Source organism: Leclercia sp. GHBNCSD, assembly GCF_055805075.1.
Genome location: NZ_JBQVYO010000001.1, coordinates 1470187 through 1488423 on the forward strand (window position 1 = coordinate 1470187; position 18237 = coordinate 1488423).

Below are 18237 nucleotides of genomic sequence, written 5' to 3' on the forward strand. Positions count from 1 at the left end.
GGGTTGTCCTCTTACAGCTTAGGGTGAAATGACCATCTGGGATGGGCTGCCGACCGGGGTATAGTCTGGCTCGACGCTCAGCTTGCCGTCCTGCGCCACGCGAAACCGGGTGATGTTGTCGCTGCGCTGGTTCATGACATAGAGCCAGCGCCCCTGTTTATCGAGCGTCAGGGTGCGCGGGTAATCGCCACGCGTCCAGACATCGTCCTGATGCGTCAGCGTACCCTCCGCCGTTACGGTAAAGTGGCCGATGCTGTTATGCAAACGGTTAGCAACATACAACTGTTTACCATCACCACTTAACGCCAGCCCGGCGGCAAAACTGGTGCCCTTGTAGCCGGCTGGCAGCGCAGAGACACTCTTGCCCTCTTTCAGCGTGCCGTTGGCCTCTACGGCATAATGGGTCAGCGTAGACGCCTCTTCGTTAATCAGCCACAGGGCATCACCTTTTGGCGTAAAGACGAAATGGCGCGGTCCGGCCCCTTTCGAAGAGGCGCTGATAAACGGCGGATCGTTCGGGGTGAGCTTCCCGGTGCGATCGTCAAAACGGTACTGGTAGATACGATCCAGCCCCAGATCGGTGGAAAAGACGTACTTTCCGCTCGGATCGGCGGCGATCATGTGCGCATGGGGGCCATTGTGATCGCTGATGGCAAAACTGCCCTCTACGGCGGCTTGGGGTTTCGCGGCACCCGGTTCGCCTTGATCCTGGTGGGTATCCGTGGCATTACCCAGGCTGCCGTCAGCGTTGATCGGCAGCACCGCAATGGAGCCGCTGACATAGTTGGCCACCAGCAGGTGCTTGCCGTTCGGCGTCAGCGAGAGATAGACCGGTCCCGCACCGCCGGAGGCCACCTGATTCAGTTCGCTCAGCTCGCCGTTATCGCCCACCCGCAGCGCCTGCACCACCCCCTGCTCCACTTCGCTTGCCAGATAGAGCGTTTTGCCGTCGTGGGAGGCGGTTAACTGCGCAGCGTTCGGCAGTTTACTCACCAGCGTTTTGTTGGCGAGCGCGCCGGATTGCGGATCGACGGTAAAGCGGTAGAGCCCTTCGCCGTTGGGGTTGTAGGTCCCCACCCAGGCGTACTGCGTCTGGGCGACAGCGGCGGTGGCAAGCATTGAGAGTGAAGCGACAAGCAGGTTACGGGTATGCATGGTGGCTCCTGATCGTGTATCCCTCCCCCGGCGGGAGAGGGTTAGGGTGAGGGACTACTTAACCTGTTTTTTCGTCATCTCCAGCAGCGTACGCACATCTTCCGGACGCGTATCCCCGCTGGCTTTGTCGATAATCGAGCTGTAGATATGCGGGATGATCTTGCTCACGCCTGCATCGAGAGCGATCTGCAGGATCGCCTCAAAGTTGTCCAGATCGATTCCCCCGGTCGGCTCCAGCCAGAAGTCGTGACGGGCGCAGGCTTCCGCCACCGCCTGGTATTCGTCCCGGCACTTCAGGCCGCCCATCGGGAAGTATTTGATTGAGCTGCCGCCGAAATCTTTCAGCAGGGCAATGGCCGTTTCCACCGGGACGATCCCATCTGGTGCCGCGCTGCTCAGCGGGCCGGTGGAGATCTTGACCATCCCGACGGTGCCGGTGGGGGAGACCAGGCCGTTGACCACGGACTCGCTCTGCCCCAGCAGCGCGCGGCTGGTCGCCACGCCGGTAAAGACCTGGTTGACGTGCTGCGGCTGCACCTGACGGGCGATCTCGCTCACCATCGCCGACTGGTTAGGGTCACCTGCTCCCAGCCCTACGGAGAGGGCGTTATCGATAAGCTGAGCGTACTCGCGCATATCCGCCACCGCGCTTGCCACGTCCGGGTAGTTTTTGGAGAGCACGCCCACCAGCACATGACCCTCTGCGGCTTCGTAGATAGCGCTGGCGTTGGCTTTCGAGCCGGCCAGCACATTCAGGCAGACGCGGTCGCGGTAAAAGTTGGGGGTCAGTTTCATGCGGTTTTCTCCTGGCCTAATACTTCGCTGATGCGGCGATAGACAATGTTGAGCTGGTCAACGGTGACGCTGCGCACGTCCGCTTCGATAATCCCTTCGTTCGCTTTATAGCCGCGGAAGTAGATGGCGTATTCGCCCTGCTTCAGCGCGTGCACCAGATCGCCGGTGCCGACGCCGGTGGTGGCTTCGTCGAACTTAATCTCGGTGCGGGCGATATCGCGGCCCGCGCTGTCCCACACCACGCGGGCGGTCACGCCGTTCAGGGTGTTGAGGGCGTCGATAAACGGCGTCATCTTCGCCACCATCTCCGCCCCGCTCTCTTTGGTCGCCGTCAGGTAGTGTTCGATGGCGCAGGTGAGGCCCAGAATGCCCTCTTTACCCACCTTCATCGCCCGGCCAATGCCCGCCGTCTGGCGTTTGACCCACTCCACATACTGGGTTCTGCCAATCACCAGCCCGCTGGTTGGCCCTTCGATCGCCTTCGCGCCGCTGTAGATAACAAGAGAGGCCCCGGCGCGATAGTAAGTGTGCAGATCCTCTTCCGCTGCGGCATCGACGATCAGCGGCAGGTCGTGTTTACGCGCCACCACTGCCGCCTGCTCCACGCTGAGCATGCTCTTCTGCACGCAGTGGTGCGATTTGATGTAAAGGATCGCCGCGGTGCGCGGGGTGATCGCCGCCGCCAGCTGATCGGCGGAACATTCGTTGGCGTAGCCCGCTTCCACTAGCTTGCCGCCGCCCAGCGCCACCATGGTGCCCACCGGGGCGCCAAAGTTGACGTTGTGGCCTTTCGGCAGGACGATCTCATTGTTCTCAATCGGGGTAACGTGGAGGTTCTCCAGCAGCCAGTCGCTATCCTTTACCAGCACCGCCGCCACCGACTGGGCGATGCCCGCCGAGGCGCAGGAGACGACGGTTGCCCCTTCCACATCCAGCAGCTTCGCGATGTATTCGCCGGTTTTGTTCACCAGATCCTTCATCTCGAAGTACTGGTTCATCCCCGCCATTGCCGCCTGCACCACTTCCGGGCGCGGGGTGGAGACGCCGAGCGCCGTCATGCGCCCGGAGGTGTTAATCACCTGTTTTAAATTGTATTTCTCAAAAATTGAAGGCATGTTCCGTGCTCCCTTGTTCGGTCATGTAGCCCTTGCCCGCGCGGATCGCGGCAAGCGGCACCAGAATGTGTTCAGCCTGCAGGCTGTCGTTTTCGGCATCCACCAGCAGCGTTGGCTGGCGCTTAAGGGTGAAGAGCGTCAGGTCGGCGTCGAGACCCGGCTGAATGCGGCCTTTGCGCGTCAGGCGCAGGCCGTCGGCGGCGTTGGCGGTGACGCACTCAATCACCTGCGGCAGCGACATGCCGATGGCGAGGAATTTTGACATTACGCTCGCCAGCGAGCCGACCGGGCCGTTAAGGCGGTTGCGGCAGTAGATATCCGAGCTGATGGTGTGCGGCAGAATGCCCATCGCGATGGCGCGTTTTGCCACCTCAAAGCTGAAGCTCGCGGTGCCGTGGCCCACGTCGAGGCGCACGCCGCGCTTCAGGGCGGAGGTGATGGAGGCGCGCAGCTCCCCGGAGGGGGTCAGAATGCGGTTCGGTTTGCCGTTGTAGCAGTGGGTGATGATGTCGCCTGAACTCAGCAGTTCGGCGATTTCGTCGAGATTTGGCGGGTTGTTGCCAATGTGCACCATCAGCGGCAGATCGCCGTTCTCTCTCTGGATGGCCTTCGCACGTTCCAGCGGCGTAATGCCATTCTCGCCCACCACGCTGCTGCTCATGCGCGCTTTCAGGCCGACGATAAAATCAGGGTGGCGCTTCACCGCCTGCTTCACCGCGTCGGCGTCGATATTGGCCATGTTCGCCAGCTCGTTCTGGGCAATCAGCCCCACGCGGGAGATGTTCAGCAGGGCAAAGACCTCGGTTGTGGCCTTGCGGGTGATGGCGTAGAAATCGTCCACGTCGTTCGCCCCGGTGCTGCCCGCATCCACCACGGTGGTGACGCCGGTGGCGATGCCGACACTGTCCGGCTCGTCGTGATAAATCGGCGAGTTCGGGTAGCAGTGAACGTGGGAGTCAATCCAGCCTGCGCTGACCCAGGTGTCACCGTTGAGCTCAACGGTGTGCTGTGCGGGGTCGGTGATGTCGCCAACCGCCGCGATCTTCCCGTCCTGAATGGCGATATCGGTCAGGGTATCGTCGGTGAGGCGCGCACGGCGCAGGAGTAAATCAAACATGGGGTTCTCCTGAGAAGACGGGCGCCGGAGCGCCCGCGGGTATTAAAGGGCGACCGGGAACAGCCAGCCCAAAAGCATTGCGCCGAGGATGGCGCCACCGGTAATCGGCTTCTGCCAGATATAGAACAGCAGCGCGCCCAGCAGGGAACCGATGCCGATCGGGATCGAGGCGGTCATCGCGCTGAGGATAATCAACGGCCCGAGGAAGCGGCCGGAGGCGTTACCCGCGCCCATCATCACGTCTGCCCCATAGGTGGAGTTGCTCTGATTGATGGTGAATTTACGCGCCAGGATGATGACGTAGCCAATCGCCAGGCCAATCACCAGGCCGGTTGCCAGCGAGGCGATAAAGTTGGTCACCGGGAACATGATGCCCGCCCCCAGCAGCAGCGCCGGCACGCCTAAGCCGACGCCGGTCTGGATCGCCCCGCCGATATCCAGAATCCCCACCAGGGAGCCTTCGATAATACGGGCGAACAGGAAGCTGGCGCCGAACGCCGCCACCGCGCCGTAGGCACCGGTATCGATGCCCGCTTTCAGCATCGCCACGAAGGCCACTTCGTTAAAGGCGCCGATGCCGTAGAGGTAGTACATGTGCGTCCCGGCGAAGACGCCGGAGGAGAGCAGGCCAACAAAGATCGGGAACGACCAGTCGGCATACCAAAAACCTTTATTCTGTTCCATTTAGAGGCTCCTGTTACTTGCCGCTGAGCGAGTTGTGGATCATGTCGAGCCAGTTCGGCACGGTCAGATGGAAGGATTCGATCATCTTCATGTCGAAGCCGCGGAAGAAGCCGCTCAGCACGAAGAGCAGAACGATGGCCGCCATCATCACTTTGGTGACGTGGTTCCAGCCGCTCTCTTCCACCCCTTTACCGATCAGGATCCCCAGCACCAGACCCGGCACGGCGTTACCCATAATCAACTGCGCCGCGCCGCCAAAGACGGTGGCCCAGAAGCCCGATTTTTTACCCGCGTCGATGGCCGCCAGCCAGAAGATCACCGGCATCACGGTGTTGACCAGCAGGTTTGCCGCCGGTACCAGCACCTTAACGGCGGTGACCTGCAACGCAGCCGGAACGGAGGAGGCGGTGAGGTTCAGGAAGGTGACGACAATCATGCCGATCACGCCGCAGGCGATCGCCATTTTGCGGGGATCGTGCAGCGTCTCGCCGACGTTGCGGTTTTTGATCATCAGCGCTGCGGCACCCCAGTTCGGGATGATGCGGTGGTCAACGTCCTGGGTGAAGGAACCCGCCGCAACCGACGAGGCCCAGGCGTTAAAGAAGAAGCCTAACCCAAAGGAGAAGTGGGACGCGGGATCCCCCTCGCAGGAGTTCAGCTCCCCCAACGTACGAAACGCGCCCATACCCTGTGTGGTAGGCGCATGAAACATGCGTGCAGCCCCGGCCCCAACGCCGACGCCAACCAGGCCGCCGATGATGAGCGATTTTATTAAAATTATCAGGAACATTCGTCTGCCCTATTAGTAAGAATCAGCGTTGCGTGACAAAGTCCACCTGGTCCAGATTGATGGCAGTCACGTTGACGGTCACGTCCAGCTCCACGCTGTAGGTGCGTCTTTCCCGGCGCAAAAAGAAGAACAGAAACGCCTCTTTACGCACCGCTTCTTGCGCCTGAACAACCTGCACATCCTGTGGCTCAATACGCAGTAAGATATGCGGCGATGCTTTCATCACCGCGGCCTGAACATGGTTCAGCGCGTCGGCAAAGGCGCGCGCTTTGGCGTCGCCTTTGCCCTTCACTCTCACCGTGGTGGTGAACTGTTCTTTCATGCTTATGCGCCGTGCTTCTTCTGCCACGCCTGAACCAGACGCTCGCCCAGCTCTTCTTTATCCATAAAGCCAAAGCCGAGCACGTTGCAGCCTTCGTTGATGGCGGTAACGCCTTCATCGACCGAGCGCATGCCGTACTTCGCTTTATAGCCATATTTGGTCTGGGCGGTGATAGCACCCGCGCCGCCGCTGCCGCAGAAGGAGATACCGAAGGTGGCGTTCTCCGCCTTCATCACGTCGCCCAGCTTCATATCTGCCGCCATGCCCGGTACTACGACCGCGCGGCCACCCGCTTTTTCAACGCCTGCTGCAACCTTCTGGCCTTTACCCAGGCGATCGCCGATGACCACTGTAATTTGTTCCATGATGTGCTCCTTAAAGGTTGTCTTTGGCGACTTCGAAGTGAACGGAGAGCAGCCAGGCTTCTTCATCAGGAAGATTGCCAAACTGCGCCACCACTTCACGGGCAAGCCGCATGGATTCTGGTGAAATTTCGTCAAACAGGTCAGCCTCGACCTCCGGCAACGGCTCGCCGGTTACCGACCGGTGCGCCATGGCACGAACGTGGGAGGTCAGCATCTGCTCCTGAACGGCATTGGGGATAATGTGGTGATGACTAAGCAGGGCGAAAGTCTGCCTGAGCATGGTGTCGGCCAACTGTTCAGTTTGCGCCGCCTGGTCTCCAGTGTCGTTTATTACCGTTCCGTTAATCACTCGTCTTACCCCGTTATTGGCTCTGGGATAAAACTAACGCCGGGTGTCAGGGGTTTGTAGCGAGTTGTTTTCCACTTCGAAGTGGAAAGGAGAGCGGCACCAGTGATCTGTGCCACATAATTGCGCTGAATAACGATTTTCCGCTGGCCTAACGTGATGAATATCACGCTCCTGAGCGGGAAAAGGGGCATTGCAGAAGTGAAAAAGTTTACGAGCAGACTCGTAGAAGTGTGAGCTGGATAAGGTTTTCTTATGAGGGTTCGTTAGAGTGGCCGTGGGTGCTTGAGACTGACCGTCTCATGCATGGGACGGGAAGTGGAAAGCCCCGCCTTGTACTGACCCCCAAAAGTTGGACAGAATAATCGAGGCATCTCAGAAAGAGTCCATGGAATACATGGGCTCTTTTTTGTTTGCTGTTAAAGCTAAATAACGTGTTCCACAATCGAATTATCCATTTCGTTGCTTATTACTTCACCCGCTTCCCTGCTTCATCAATAACCTTTTCGCCATCTTCTTTCGTGAATGCACCCTGCTGAGGTTCCGGAATAATTTCCAGCACCACCTCTGAAGGTCTGCACAGGCGCGTTACTGCAGGTGTGACAACAATTGGCCGGTTGATAAGAATTGGATGCTGCAGCATTAATTCTATCAATTGCTCATCGGTAAACCTGTCTTCTGCAAGTCCCAGTTGCTCATAACGCTCAACATTCTTACGCAGCAATGCACGTACCGTAATTCCCATATCTGAAATAAGTTTAATAAGCTCATCGCGGGTCGGGGGCGTATCAAGATAATAAATTATCGTCGGTTCGTTGCCGCTGTTACGGATCATCTCCAGCGTGTTGCGTGAAGTGCCACAGGCCGGGTTGTGATAGATGGTAATGTTGCTCATATCAGTATCTCATTACAAAGTGACAGAGAGCCGCCACGCCAGCGCGGCCAGAGTGACAAACAGCACCGGCACAGTCATGACAATGCCGGTACGGAAATAATATCCCCAGGTGATCGTCATATTTTTCTGGGCAAGCACATGCAGCCACAGCAGGGTTGCCAGACTGCCAATCGGGGTGATTTTCGGGCCTAAATCGCAGCCAATCACATTGGCATAAATCATTGCCTCTTTCACTACGCCAGTCGCCGTACTCCCGTCAATCGACAGCGCACCAATCAGCACCGTCGGCATATTATTCATCACTGATGAGAGAAATGCCGTCAGGAAGCCGGTGCCGAACGTCGCTGCCCATAACCCCTTGTCTGCCAGCAGATTCAGCACGCCAGACAGGTACTCCGTGAGCCCTGCATTGCGCAGGCCATAGACCACGAGATACATGCCCAGCGAGAAAATAACGATCTGCCATGGCGCACCGCGCAGGACTTTCCCGGTGTTGATGGCATGGCCTCTTTTCGCCACCACAAACAGCACTGCTGCTCCAGCCGCCGCTATCGCACTGACCGGGATCCCCAGCGGCTCCAGAACAAAGAAACCGACAAGCAGCAATAACAGGACAATCCAGCCCGCCCTGAAGGTTGCCGGATCCTTGATCGCGCTGGCAGGCGTCTTCAGCAGCGAAACGTCATACGTTGCCGGAATATCCCTGCGGAAGAAGAGATGCAGCATGGTCAGCGTGGCCGCAATCGCTGCCGCATCCACGGGGATCATAACGGAGGCGTACTGCGTAAAGCCCAGACCGAAGAAGTCCGCCGAGACGATATTAACCAGGTTAGACACAATGAGTGGCAGGCTGGCCGTATCTGCAATAAATCCTGCGGCCATGACAAAGGCCAGTGTCGTGCCCTGGCTGAACCCCAGTGCGAGCAGCATCGCAATCACAATCGGCGTCAGGATCAGCGCGGTGCCGTCATTGGCAAACAACGCAGCGACAGCGGCACCGAGCAAGACTATCCAGGTGAACAGCAGGCGGCCACGTCCGTTACCCCAGCGGGAGACATAGTAACCATGGTTGGCCTCTTCAGGATACCAGCCAGTGAGGCCGGCCATGCGCGTACTCTATGCACATCTTTTACATCTCGGGCGCATCTGCCCCGCATGGGGTTGTGATACAATTCCCGCTCCATTGGATTCGTAAGGGATAACAGTGAAAGGCGCACATAAAAATCTTTCCTTTAATGGAAAAAGCTACTGTATGAAGCACCTCGCGCCTTTGACGTTTATGGCAGAAATCGCCAATATCCCTGACCCCGTACAGATAACAATCAACTACAGCAATCATGTCTTTTCTGACCAGAAAGGAAACGGACCGGAAATTCCACCGGATCGATTTTTCTGTGCTGACAGATATGCTGCCAGCCTTAACCTGCCGCAGATGCTTTCAACAAATCTGCTGACCTCCTACGTTGTTCCCCATATCAATAAGGGAAACAATGAGATGTATCATTATATGGAGGTTAATGACTATGCGATCTTCTTTGACTTGCGTAAGGACAACGGTCACCCGAACGGCTTAAAGCTTTATGTTGTATCAGCTTATGAAGTCAATCAGTGGGGACGACACTCCATACCAAAGAGTAGGCCCATGAAATTTGCATATGTCGCACATCTGCGACTGAATGGACAGACGGTTTACACGTCCAGAAAAGCAAAAAGGCGCTGATATCAGCGCCTTTTCACCAGAGTAGATCATCGATGTTATCCACTCTTGTTGGGTTCCGGTCTGTGTCTTTGGATATCCCGCTCTTAGGCTGGGGGAGATTACTCTCCGACATCAATACCCCATCAACATACCAGTGTTGAGTGGTTCCGGTCAGTATCGATGCCTGAATAGTAATAAACCTGACGTTTACCTGCAAGGTCACTGCTATTCATAGCTATTCATGACTTTTCAGCGTTACGGGAATACGCGTTAATAGCCCACTATTCGCAACCAAAGGCCTCAGAAACAGTTTTTACTGTTGAAACACAATTGGCCTTATGCGTAACGAAGAATCGCTCTCCGGGCTTCCTGTTGCGAATTAGAGGCATGTTTTCCTGCAAAAAAGATTTGTAAATTTTTTACGAGAAGCACTTTTTGCTCATTTTGAATGCTGTTCATTTCAGCCTGGCCGTGTCCGGAACATCAGAAACGCCCCGCAACAACAGGGCTGGTATCAATACTGCTGAGGGCCGTCAGGCCTCGTAATGCCCTTGCCAACATCAGACCGTCTAGGTGAAATCAGGATAACGTGGCTAAAGCCGCAGCGGGTAGGTCTTCAGGAGGTATTCAACCGGGCTGAGGCCGTTAAATTTAAGGCTGATTCGTCGCGTGTTGTAGTACCGAATGTAATCCTCAAGAATGACCTTCAGCTAGTCAACATCGTTGAGTTTACGGATGTAGAAGCATTCTGATTTTAACGTCCCGAAAAACACTCAGCGCAGGCATTCTCCAGACAGTTTCCTTTGCGGGACGTGCTTTGCGTGTCTCATATATGCACACCTCATAACTCAGAAGATGCCACATCTATACATATGCTTCACCTCTGCATATACTTAGCATATGCTTAAAAGACAGCCAATCAGGAGAAATATTATGAGAACCGTATCGATTTTCAAAAATGGCAATAATCGCGCCATTCGTCTGCCCCGTGACCTGGATTTTGAGGGAGTTAGCGAACTGGAGATCGTCCGGGAAGGTGACAGCATCATCCTTCGTCCCGTTCGCCCAACATGGGGTTCGTTTACTCAGCTCGAAAAAGCCGATTCGGACTTTATGGCCGAGCGTGGGGACGTCGTCAGCGATGAAGGAAGGTTTGACCTGTGATCAAGACCTATATGCTGGACACCAACATTTGCTCGTTCATCATGCGTGAGCAGCCCGAAGCTGTCATTAAACGGCTGGAGCAGGCAGTGCTGCGGAATAACCGAATCGTGGTTTCGGCCATTACCTATGCCGAAATGCGTTTCGGTGCAATCGGAAAAAAGGCATCCCCCCGCCACGGCATGCTTGTCGAAGCATTCTGCGCCCGCCTTGATGCAATCCTCGCCTGGGACCGCGCCGCGGTGGACGCAACTACGGAGATTAAGGCAGCACTGACTGCGGCCGGGACGCCAATCGGTCCGAACGATACGGCGATCGCCGGGCATGCCATCGCCGCCGGCGCCGTGCTGGTGACGAACAACGTGCGAGAGTTTGAGCGTGTGCCTGGCCTGGTTCTGGAAGACTGGGCTAACTGACGGCAGAAAGAGCCCTGAAAAACTGTAATGTCCGCTTTGTGCCAGAAGCTGACATTCAGATTTTTCATTATACAGCAACCGAACAATCACAAACGCATAATCCACCAATAAACAAATATATGCATCTCAGGATACTGATTCATGATTAATGGCCAATGGTGCCGCCAGTATTAGTGCGGTCATCCAGCCAGGTACCCAGTTCGCTTCCGCGTGTACCCGCGATTGAGTATTGCGTCAGGTCGACACTGAACAACAGCACGCCATTAATCACGCGCGGAAGCTCTACCAGTTGACCTTTGTAACGAACCTCGCGCGGCTTAACGACAATGACCCGATTACCGAGACGCTGGCCGTTCGCGGCAAACACCGAGTAAGTGCCTTTGAATTTGGTGAAGTCCTTGCTCTTTTTCTCCGCTGCGGCATTCTGGGCCGGGGTTTTATTGATATCGCAGGTGGATCCGGCGTTCATCTGGGTGCAGCCTGAGCGCTCCAGTTGCTCGCGGTACTTGGCATTAATAGCGTGGACTGGTGCAGCTGCGATAACTGCCAGTACCAGCGTCGATAAAATCATTTTTTTCATAGTCAGGCCTTAGCGGTTAGCTTCTTTTTCAATAGCAATAATTTGGTTGTGCTGCTCAGTCTGGCGCTGCTCGAAATACGCCTTAACTTCCGGTGATTGAGCATCAACAAGGGATTGCATCTTGCGGTTGTAATTGTCAGTGCAAACGCGGCGCTCAGCGTAGTACGCATGTGAAACGGCCTCGCGCTCTGCACCTTCCACAAGTTTGTCACCAACAAGCCGGGAGTAATACTTCTCGCGCACCTTTTCATGACAGCGCAGATAAGCACCGTTATAGAGGGTGCGGATTTCACGAAACTGATTCAGCTGCGAGATCGGCGTATCTTCCTGCGGTGCGGTGCAGCCAGTCAGGGCAAAAGCCACCAACAGCGCGGCGGGTGTGATCACTTTAATCATGTAGTCTTTCCACTTGATACAGCGTCCTAATGACTCTGATCGTATTTGTGAGCCATTGACAGCCATTCCCAAAAAGTCAGGACACGGTTCACCAGGAACTCACTTAATCGTTGATATCTCAATCCCAATTCTCTTCGTGAAGGTCGGGAATTCCGTCCTCAATCAGTTCCTCAAGAGTTGGTTGCAACTCCAGATTTACCGGGGTTACCTGCCAAAACATGAAATAACAAAGAACAAGGCCCAGCGCACAACCCGCGGCGTAGGCATATGGCATCTCATCAGGATGATCGGTCGAAAATATCTGACCTGCGCCCATGCCGCCAATCGCCATGAACAGAGTTATTCCGGCACGGATTGCCCAGGTTTTAACTCTTTTCATTTGCCATTTTTCTCGTCGGCGTAACGAAGTACGCTGTCGTAAAGTCCAGGACGCATAGTGCGAATCCTTAAAAAAATGCCCTCCCCAGCCTCAGTTCTGGGGAGGGTGCGCAACGCGCTATCAACTCAATCAACACTCTTTTTTCGCCGTCATCGGTGGCGAACCTTTGACCTCCCGTACAGAAGAGGACGAATCTTTTACGCGCTCTCGACGACTGTAGGCATGGAAGCCTCCGCGAGACGTGCGGTGCGTGGCTCTTTGAATAACCAGCGCCAGATCAACAGCGAAATCGGCGTAATGATCAGCGGCTGGAAATAGACCTGCGGCGAGTAATCCAGGAGCATTTCCGCAATTACGCCAACACTCCGCTGGTACTGTTCAGCCATGCAAGTAAGGCTGATATACAGACCAACAGCTGCCAGCCCCAGCGCGATGCAGCACGCTTTCCAGTAACTCATTTCCGGCCATTCACCTTCGGCATATTTCCAGTTGAACCATAAGCCAACGCCAGCCAGCAACAGTAGGACAACCAGATAACCGTCGCTATACGCCCCTACCATAGCCAACAAGGGAATAACGGATAAACAAAGCCAGACGGCCAGAATTATCGATTTATATGTTTTCATATTTGTTTCCTTAGCTCGCCACCTGATTGAGATGGATTGCTGTTAACAGTCCTCACTACGAATAACGGCTAATAATTAACTGCTCGCAGATTCAAAACCGTATTGATGCGCTAAAAATATTGCCATGTCGTTAACCAGATAACGGCCATCTTCGGCAGATATACCCGGCTGTACTACGGCATTCGAAATATAATTCTGCATTGCCATTAGACGGGTAGTGTCGTGTGCGGCCCCCTTTTGCAGACCATCACGACAGGCGAGCCAGAATAAAGCGCTATCAGCCTCATTTCGTACCGGGGTGTAAGCCAGTTCCGGGCGCATTGAAATAGCGTGCTCAGTGAATCTGTAGGCCACTTCAACCGCCTGATCACAATTACGCGCAGTGTTTTTTTGGACGCAACCGGACAGCATCATCACTGCCACTGCTGTAGCAAATAAAGTTTTTTTTCCATAATTTCAGCTCAAATTAAGGCTCAACTATCGTGCGAATTACAGGATGATAATCTTCAAAAGAAACAGCACTTCAGATATGGTAAGAGTTAAAGAAATCTCACTGCCCCATTTCTTTGTAATAAAAAGCGTGAACTCATTATTAGTCGCGCTCAATGATTCCGCGATCATGTGTGTCGGCATTTTCCCAGAAGCTACCGCCCGTCGTGTAAATCACGAAAGTACGATTGTTTCTGCCGTTAATAATAAGCATATCGTTCGAAATGGTAGCCTTTACTGGTTTTCCGCCGACCGTTGCCTTTCCCGCACCAATATGAATGTTTGCAATGCGCTGGCCGTTTGGACGGCGTGCCACGTAGTCCCCGTCGAACTTTTTTACGTCAGATTTCGCCGTAGGAGCCACTCCGCTGCTGAAGCCTGCGGCCTCGTTCTGCGCTTTGGTTTTGTGGATGTCACACCCCTGAGCCTCAGTCACCTGAGTACAACCGGAGCGGATCAGCTGGTCACGGTAATGGGCGTTGATAGCGTGCGCGGTTGGTGCAGCGATCGCGACGGACATAGCCAGGAAAGTGATAATCTTTTTCATGTGCTGTTACCCGTGGCGGTGGTGATGGTCTTTGTCATGGTGGCGACCGTTGTCGTTGTCGTCATCATGGTGGTAGCGGTGGTGATCGTCTTTGTGCTTGTGATCATCCTTCTTCTTGTCGTCTTTATACTTATTTTTGGCGACGGCGGTGGCGACCGCTGCCGCACCAATACCAACAGCCGCAGCTGACAGCACAGGGTGCTCGGCGCAACCAGCCAGGGCTGCGGTCATGGTGAGTGCTAACATCATTTTTTTCATCGGTCTTTCTTCTTATCGTGCTGCTTCGGCTTTTACCTGCTCAAACTCTTTGTTGAGCTCGGCGCGGCGTTGTTCATAAAAGGCGTGTACCTCCGGGGATTGCTCTTCCCATAAAGCGGCGGATTTGCGCTGGAAATTGGACTCGCAAGTAGCATGGTCAGCGCGTGCTGCGGCCTCAACCTCCCGGCGCTCAGCCCCCTCAAGAGATGTGAGGCCATAGAGACTGCCCTGGTACTTCTCTGTGACCAGGTAGTTACAGCGTAGGAGTGCTTTGTTATAGAGCGAGCGAGTGGTGCGAAACTGGGACAGCTCATCGCCCAGGGTGTCATGTTGCTTAACAGCGCAGCCTACCAGGGTTGCGGCCACCAGCGCGGCGATTACGTAACGTTTCATATTAGTCCTTTAAACGGCCAGCTTTCGCTGCCCATTGTTTTACTTTTTGCCGTCAGCGTAGCGCCGGGCGTTGTCGTAGTGGTTCACGCACATGCTTAGTAGCTCACCAGGAAGCCAGCGCCAGCACCTACGTTGCCTTGGGTGTCCCAGCTCAGGCCGGATTTAACGGTCACGTTCTGAGAAACACGGGCACTAACACCAGCGGCGAGCGCGTTTTCACCGTTGAACGTACCGACAGCCATACCGAAACCAGCGGTGTGATCCTGCGGAGTCTGAGGGATCTGGGTCAGTGCGATAGCACCAGCCACGCCCGCGCGGAATTCTTTACGGTCTTTGTTCTGCTGGTTTTGCAGTTTGTTAAAGTTGGTTTTGTTGTTGGCTTCCAGATCCGTGATACGCGCTTCATGGTTCGCCAGCTGTTTGCTATTAGCCGCTACTTTCTGGTTGGTTTTCACCTGTTCGTCATGCTGCTGCTGGATACGCGCGTCGGTATCGGCAAAGCGGGTATCTACAGAGCGGGCACGCTGCTGGTAGGTGCTGGTATCAACCTTCTGATCCACTTCACGTTGCAGGGTAGTGAATGTCTGAGAGTGTTTAGCCAGCTCAGCTTTGTTCGTTGCAACGCCGTCGGCGTTCTGCTGCTCTGCACTCTGAGCGCGGGAGGTTTCAGCGGTCAGTGCTGAGGTATCCGCTTTGCCAGCCAGCGCAGTAGTGTTCTGCAGAATGCTGGTAGCATTCTGCTGCACCTGCGTTTTATCAGCTTTGGTCTGTTCCAGTTGCTGCTCAGCCTGCGTAGCGCGGCTTGCTTCGTCCCCGATATCCTGACGGTTTTTGCTGATAGCCTGGCCGTCGTACTGCTCATCCAGTGATACGCGCTGCTGGAGGGCGGTAAACGAGGTCTGGTCAGCTTTGGTAGCCAGCGCGGCAGTGTTAGTCGCAACAGCAGCGGTATTGCTGGCGATATCAGCGTGGTTCTGCTGAACACCGTTAGCCAGGTACACTTCGCCCTGCGCCAGCTGCTGCACGCCACCGGAGTTTTTGGTAACAGCGGCTTTGTCTGCTTTGTTGGCAATCGCGTTGGTGTTGGACGTTACCAGCCCAGCGATGCGTGATTCTTCACCCTGTGCGCGGGAGGTTTCGGTAGCCAGTGCAGCCTGATCCGCTTTGGTGCCGATAAGTGCGGTATTCGCTTTCTCTGCACCTTCGGCGCGTGTCTGCTCAGCTTTAAGCGCGGCATCCTGGCGATCCTGGTCGGTTTTGAATGCGCCTTGGTCAACTTTCTGCGACAGAGAGGTATTGATACCCTGAATGTCCTGCTCATTCTTATCTGCCTTTTGGGCGATAGGAGTCAGATCGGCTTTGTCAGCTTTATTGGCGAGGTCGAATTTAACGCCGGAGATCTCATTGCTGTTTTTCTGAATGTCAGTTTTCAGCGGATACAGGTCGGTTTTGTCGGCCTTGTTGGCGATGTCGGCGGCGTTCTTCGTGATACCGCTTTTCAGTGGAGTCAGATCCGCTTTGTCTGCTTTATCGGCCAGCGTCTGCTGAATGTTCGCCTGGTCAGCGTTATATGCTGCCTGGTCAACTTTGCCAGCCAGTGCTGTTGTATTGGACTGAACAGCACCTTCCAGAGTGGTGATTTTGGCGGTGTTGCCGCTGATCAGACCATCCTGCGCGGTATCTTTAGCCTGAATACCCTTAATGGCGGTTTCGTTGGTATCAATGCGGTTATTGGCGGCATCCAGAGCAAGCTGGTCTGCCTTAAGAGCAATGGCTGCGGTGTTAGCGGTGATCAGGCCAGAGTTTGCCGTTTCAGCAGCTTTTGCTCGACTAACCTCAGCAGCCAGTGCTGAATCCTGCGCGGCGTCTTTCGTACCCTGTGCGTTCTGAAAGTCAGTCAGATCTTTACCGACCTTGGTGATGTCTGCCTTATTGGTATCAATGCGGCCAGCCAGGGCGTTGCCAGTTGCCAGCAAGTCAGCGTTGCTCGCCTTTTTGGCGATCTCGACATCCTGTGCTTTATCAGTAGTGGCCTGAGTGGCGGCTTGCTGTTTGATTTTGTCACGCAGCAGGTTATCGGCATCAACGCGGTGCGTTGCTTCATCGTCGATTTTCTTCTGGGTGCTCAACGCCAGCTGGTTTACGCTGGCGGCGGTGCTGTCAGCCTTTGTCTTGGCGGCATCAGCCACGCCCTGAGCCTTGGCAATCGCTGCGTCGTGCTGGGTATCCGCATCAGTGGAGCGTTTAATCTCGTCGTTCACCTTACCGCCAACGGTCAGCAGATCTGCCTGGCTGGCTTTCTTAGCCAGCGCATTGTTTACGCGGCTGGTTTCAGCTTTTGCCGCGTCATCCTGGCGCTGCTGGTCTTTGTCGAAATCGGCTTTGGTGGCCAAACCAGAGGCTTGGGACTGGAGAGCCTGCACGCTTGCGGCGTTCTGCTGGATCAGCGTGTCCTGACCTTTGTTTTTGGTATTCATACCGCTGATGACCTGATGGTTTCGGTCAATCTGGGATTGCAGGTCGGCGCGGTTCTTCTGGATAACGGAATCCTGCTGAGTGTCTTTGGCATCACCACGGATGATGTCAGAACCGATGCCAGCAACCTGACCTTCGAGTGCGCCGATACGGCCATCCTGGGTTGCGTCATAAGCAGATTGCCCAGGAGCAGTGACAACTGGAGTAGGAGGGGTTGCAACCGCCTGAGCATTGGATGTGATGGCGGTCAATACTACTGTTGCAAGTAACGTTTTTTTCACTTTAATCCTGCTATCATTCTGTTGATTGGTGTTTGCGATAACCCGTCTAGTTTGGCGACGAGGGGGTTATTGCTTTGCTATATCTGCGGCGAGGGAAACCTCGCCGTACTTCACTTTGAGTAACTCGATCGCCTCTCCGACAATTTCCTGTCGTGATTTCCGGTGTTGGAACGACAACACCCTGACTGCTTCATAAAGCGACTCGTCAAGCCTGGTACTGAACATAACCAGCTTTGACGCTGGCTTGTCCTTATTCCCTTTTCCTTTTTGGATTGATTGATTATGTTCGGTATTCATAGAGCCTCATGGTGCTGCTGTTGAACCGTATTAGCGTATCGGGAGTGGAAATTGAGGCTTTGGTGGAAACATGTCAACACGTAATAAGTGTTTAAGAATTGTTGCATTAGTCATGAATAGAATTCATTTTAAATGCTTATGTATTTTCAATTGAAAGTCACATACCAGTCACGTCATTAATAGTAATGTTGGTGACTATTATTCATTCAAATTGAAATTAAAAAGTGATTAATTAGTCTTTTGTATGTCATAAAGTCTGCGTAATGCCGCGCGCGGCAACACTTCGCAACATCTACTTACCAACACAAACCCTTCACCTCCCCCATCCCTGGGCCCCTGGCACCATAACTTTAGCCAGCAACAATGCGTTCCCCATTAATTGCCGGACTTTGTTTTAATCTGGTTAATTTTTTAAAATTGATGTAAAAATGCGCGATAACAAACTTTATTCGAAGCACAAAAAAAACACTAAAAAGTTTGATTTTAGTCAATTTTAAGCGAGGGTATAATATAACAATTGCTTACTAATGCGATGAGAATGGCGACAGGGTAAAACGAAAAAATCATCAATTAGGGTGATTGTTTACTGGCATTAGTCTGATGGAACTTTCTGGATAAGAAGAATTATTAGTCAATCCATAGTGTTATAGAAAGAA

The 18237-nt window shown here is 54.3% G+C and carries 23 protein-coding genes and 2 pseudogenes; 3 read left to right on the top strand and 22 right to left on the bottom strand.

Features of this window, described 5'->3' with window-relative positions; all coding sequences use genetic code 11:
* Positions 1 to 18: 18 nt before the first annotated feature.
* From ACT3IC_RS07160 to ACT3IC_RS07210, 11 genes and pseudogenes are all read right to left on the bottom strand, one after another.
* Positions 19 to 1155 carry a lactonase family protein gene (locus ACT3IC_RS07160; protein ID WP_325941315.1) on the bottom strand — a complete coding sequence of 379 codons (1137 nt, stop codon included), beginning with the start codon at positions 1153 to 1155 and terminating at the stop codon, positions 19 to 21.
* Between the two features lie 54 nt (positions 1156 to 1209).
* A complete protein-coding gene (gene dagF / locus ACT3IC_RS07165; protein ID WP_103178026.1) occupies positions 1210 to 1950 on the bottom strand; it encodes a 2-dehydro-3-deoxy-phosphogluconate aldolase in 741 nt (246 codons plus the stop codon).
* A complete protein-coding gene (locus ACT3IC_RS07170; protein ID WP_159340185.1) occupies positions 1947 to 3065 on the bottom strand; it encodes a DgaE family pyridoxal phosphate-dependent ammonia lyase in 1119 nt (372 codons plus the stop codon). The genes dagF and ACT3IC_RS07170 overlap by 4 nt, the downstream gene beginning before the upstream one ends.
* Positions 3049 to 4182: an amidohydrolase/deacetylase family metallohydrolase gene (locus ACT3IC_RS07175; RefSeq protein ID WP_159340186.1), complete on the bottom strand. Its 1134-nt coding sequence runs from the start codon at positions 4180 to 4182 to the stop codon at positions 3049 to 3051. The genes ACT3IC_RS07170 and ACT3IC_RS07175 overlap by 17 nt, the downstream gene beginning before the upstream one ends.
* 42 nt (positions 4183 to 4224) lie before the next feature.
* Entirely contained in the window at positions 4225 to 4866 is a 642-nt protein-coding gene (locus tag ACT3IC_RS07180) for a DUF4310 family protein (protein WP_103178023.1), read from the bottom strand.
* A gap of 13 nt (positions 4867 to 4879) precedes the next feature.
* The gene (locus ACT3IC_RS07185) at positions 4880 to 5656 is read right to left on the bottom strand and encodes a DUF4311 domain-containing protein (protein WP_039030609.1); all 777 of its coding nucleotides are present in this window, start codon (positions 5654 to 5656) and stop codon (positions 4880 to 4882) included.
* Between the two features lie 22 nt (positions 5657 to 5678).
* On the bottom strand, positions 5679 to 5978 hold the full coding sequence (locus tag ACT3IC_RS07190) for a DUF4312 family protein (RefSeq protein WP_006810338.1): 300 nt from the start codon (positions 5976 to 5978) through the stop codon (positions 5679 to 5681).
* A gap of 2 nt (positions 5979 to 5980) precedes the next feature.
* Positions 5981 to 6343 carry an SFCGS family glycine-rich protein gene (locus ACT3IC_RS07195; protein ID WP_006179053.1) on the bottom strand — a complete coding sequence of 121 codons (363 nt, stop codon included), beginning with the start codon at positions 6341 to 6343 and terminating at the stop codon, positions 5981 to 5983.
* Positions 6344 to 6353: 10 nt separating this feature from the next.
* Positions 6354 to 6692: a glycine dehydrogenase gene (locus ACT3IC_RS07200; RefSeq protein ID WP_103178022.1), complete on the bottom strand. Its 339-nt coding sequence runs from the start codon at positions 6690 to 6692 to the stop codon at positions 6354 to 6356.
* Between the two features lie 466 nt (positions 6693 to 7158).
* Complete coding sequence (gene arsC / locus ACT3IC_RS07205; protein WP_103178021.1) at positions 7159 to 7584, bottom strand: glutaredoxin-dependent arsenate reductase; 426 nt, start codon at positions 7582 to 7584, stop codon at positions 7159 to 7161.
* Between the two features lie 12 nt (positions 7585 to 7596).
* Positions 7597 to 8643, bottom strand: a pseudogene (locus ACT3IC_RS07210) (arsenic transporter); the annotation flags it as partial.
* A 145-nt stretch (positions 8644 to 8788) separates the two neighbouring features.
* Here ACT3IC_RS07210 and ACT3IC_RS07215 point away from each other — a divergent pair.
* Positions 8789 to 9304: a hypothetical protein gene (locus ACT3IC_RS07215; protein WP_032664851.1), complete on the top strand. Its 516-nt coding sequence runs from the start codon at positions 8789 to 8791 to the stop codon at positions 9302 to 9304.
* A gap of 572 nt (positions 9305 to 9876) precedes the next feature.
* On the opposite strand, the pseudogene ACT3IC_RS07220 reads toward ACT3IC_RS07215, so the two are convergent.
* Positions 9877 to 10106 (bottom strand): annotated as a pseudogene (locus tag ACT3IC_RS07220) (IS3 family transposase); the annotation flags it as partial.
* A 110-nt stretch (positions 10107 to 10216) separates the two neighbouring features.
* On the opposite strand from ACT3IC_RS07220, the gene vapB reads away from it, so the two are divergent.
* Positions 10217 to 10447: a type II toxin-antitoxin system VapB family antitoxin gene (gene vapB / locus ACT3IC_RS07225; protein ID WP_021314452.1), complete on the top strand. Its 231-nt coding sequence runs from the start codon at positions 10217 to 10219 to the stop codon at positions 10445 to 10447.
* The gene (locus ACT3IC_RS07230; protein WP_103178020.1) at positions 10444 to 10860 is read left to right on the top strand and encodes a PIN domain-containing protein; all 417 of its coding nucleotides are present in this window, start codon (positions 10444 to 10446) and stop codon (positions 10858 to 10860) included. The genes vapB and ACT3IC_RS07230 overlap by 4 nt, the downstream gene beginning before the upstream one ends.
* Positions 10861 to 11005: 145 nt before the next feature.
* On the opposite strand, the gene ACT3IC_RS07235 is transcribed toward ACT3IC_RS07230, so the two are convergent.
* The 10 genes from ACT3IC_RS07235 to ACT3IC_RS07280 form a co-directional block, all read right to left on the bottom strand.
* Positions 11006 to 11440: a hypothetical protein gene (locus ACT3IC_RS07235; RefSeq protein WP_159340462.1), complete on the bottom strand. Its 435-nt coding sequence runs from the start codon at positions 11438 to 11440 to the stop codon at positions 11006 to 11008.
* Between the two features lie 9 nt (positions 11441 to 11449).
* Positions 11450 to 11836, bottom strand: a complete 387-nt coding sequence (locus tag ACT3IC_RS07240) for a hypothetical protein (RefSeq protein WP_159340461.1) — start codon at positions 11834 to 11836, stop codon at positions 11450 to 11452.
* Positions 11837 to 11954: 118 nt separating this feature from the next.
* Positions 11955 to 12215 (bottom strand): hypothetical protein, encoded by a 261-nt coding sequence (locus tag ACT3IC_RS07245; protein ID WP_159340460.1) that lies wholly within the window; start codon positions 12213 to 12215, stop codon positions 11955 to 11957.
* Between the two features lie 197 nt (positions 12216 to 12412).
* On the bottom strand, positions 12413 to 12841 hold the full coding sequence (locus tag ACT3IC_RS07250) for a hypothetical protein (RefSeq protein WP_159340459.1): 429 nt from the start codon (positions 12839 to 12841) through the stop codon (positions 12413 to 12415).
* Positions 12842 to 12916: 75 nt separating this feature from the next.
* The gene (locus ACT3IC_RS07255; protein ID WP_263951561.1) at positions 12917 to 13258 is read right to left on the bottom strand and encodes a hypothetical protein; all 342 of its coding nucleotides are present in this window, start codon (positions 13256 to 13258) and stop codon (positions 12917 to 12919) included.
* 175 nt (positions 13259 to 13433) lie between these two features.
* Positions 13434 to 13877 (bottom strand): hypothetical protein, encoded by a 444-nt coding sequence (locus ACT3IC_RS07260; protein WP_473476967.1) that lies wholly within the window; start codon positions 13875 to 13877, stop codon positions 13434 to 13436.
* A gap of 6 nt (positions 13878 to 13883) precedes the next feature.
* A complete protein-coding gene (locus tag ACT3IC_RS07265) occupies positions 13884 to 14135 on the bottom strand; it encodes a membrane lipoprotein lipid attachment site-containing protein (RefSeq protein ID WP_473476970.1) in 252 nt (83 codons plus the stop codon).
* A gap of 12 nt (positions 14136 to 14147) precedes the next feature.
* Positions 14148 to 14528: a hypothetical protein gene (locus ACT3IC_RS07270; RefSeq protein ID WP_159340455.1), complete on the bottom strand. Its 381-nt coding sequence runs from the start codon at positions 14526 to 14528 to the stop codon at positions 14148 to 14150.
* A 95-nt stretch (positions 14529 to 14623) separates the two neighbouring features.
* Complete coding sequence (locus tag ACT3IC_RS07275; RefSeq protein ID WP_473476973.1) at positions 14624 to 17284, bottom strand: YadA C-terminal domain-containing protein; 2661 nt, start codon at positions 17282 to 17284, stop codon at positions 14624 to 14626.
* Positions 17285 to 17350: 66 nt separating this feature from the next.
* A complete protein-coding gene (locus ACT3IC_RS07280; RefSeq protein WP_159340453.1) occupies positions 17351 to 17581 on the bottom strand; it encodes a hypothetical protein in 231 nt (76 codons plus the stop codon).
* Positions 17582 to 18237: the final 656 nt, after the last annotated feature.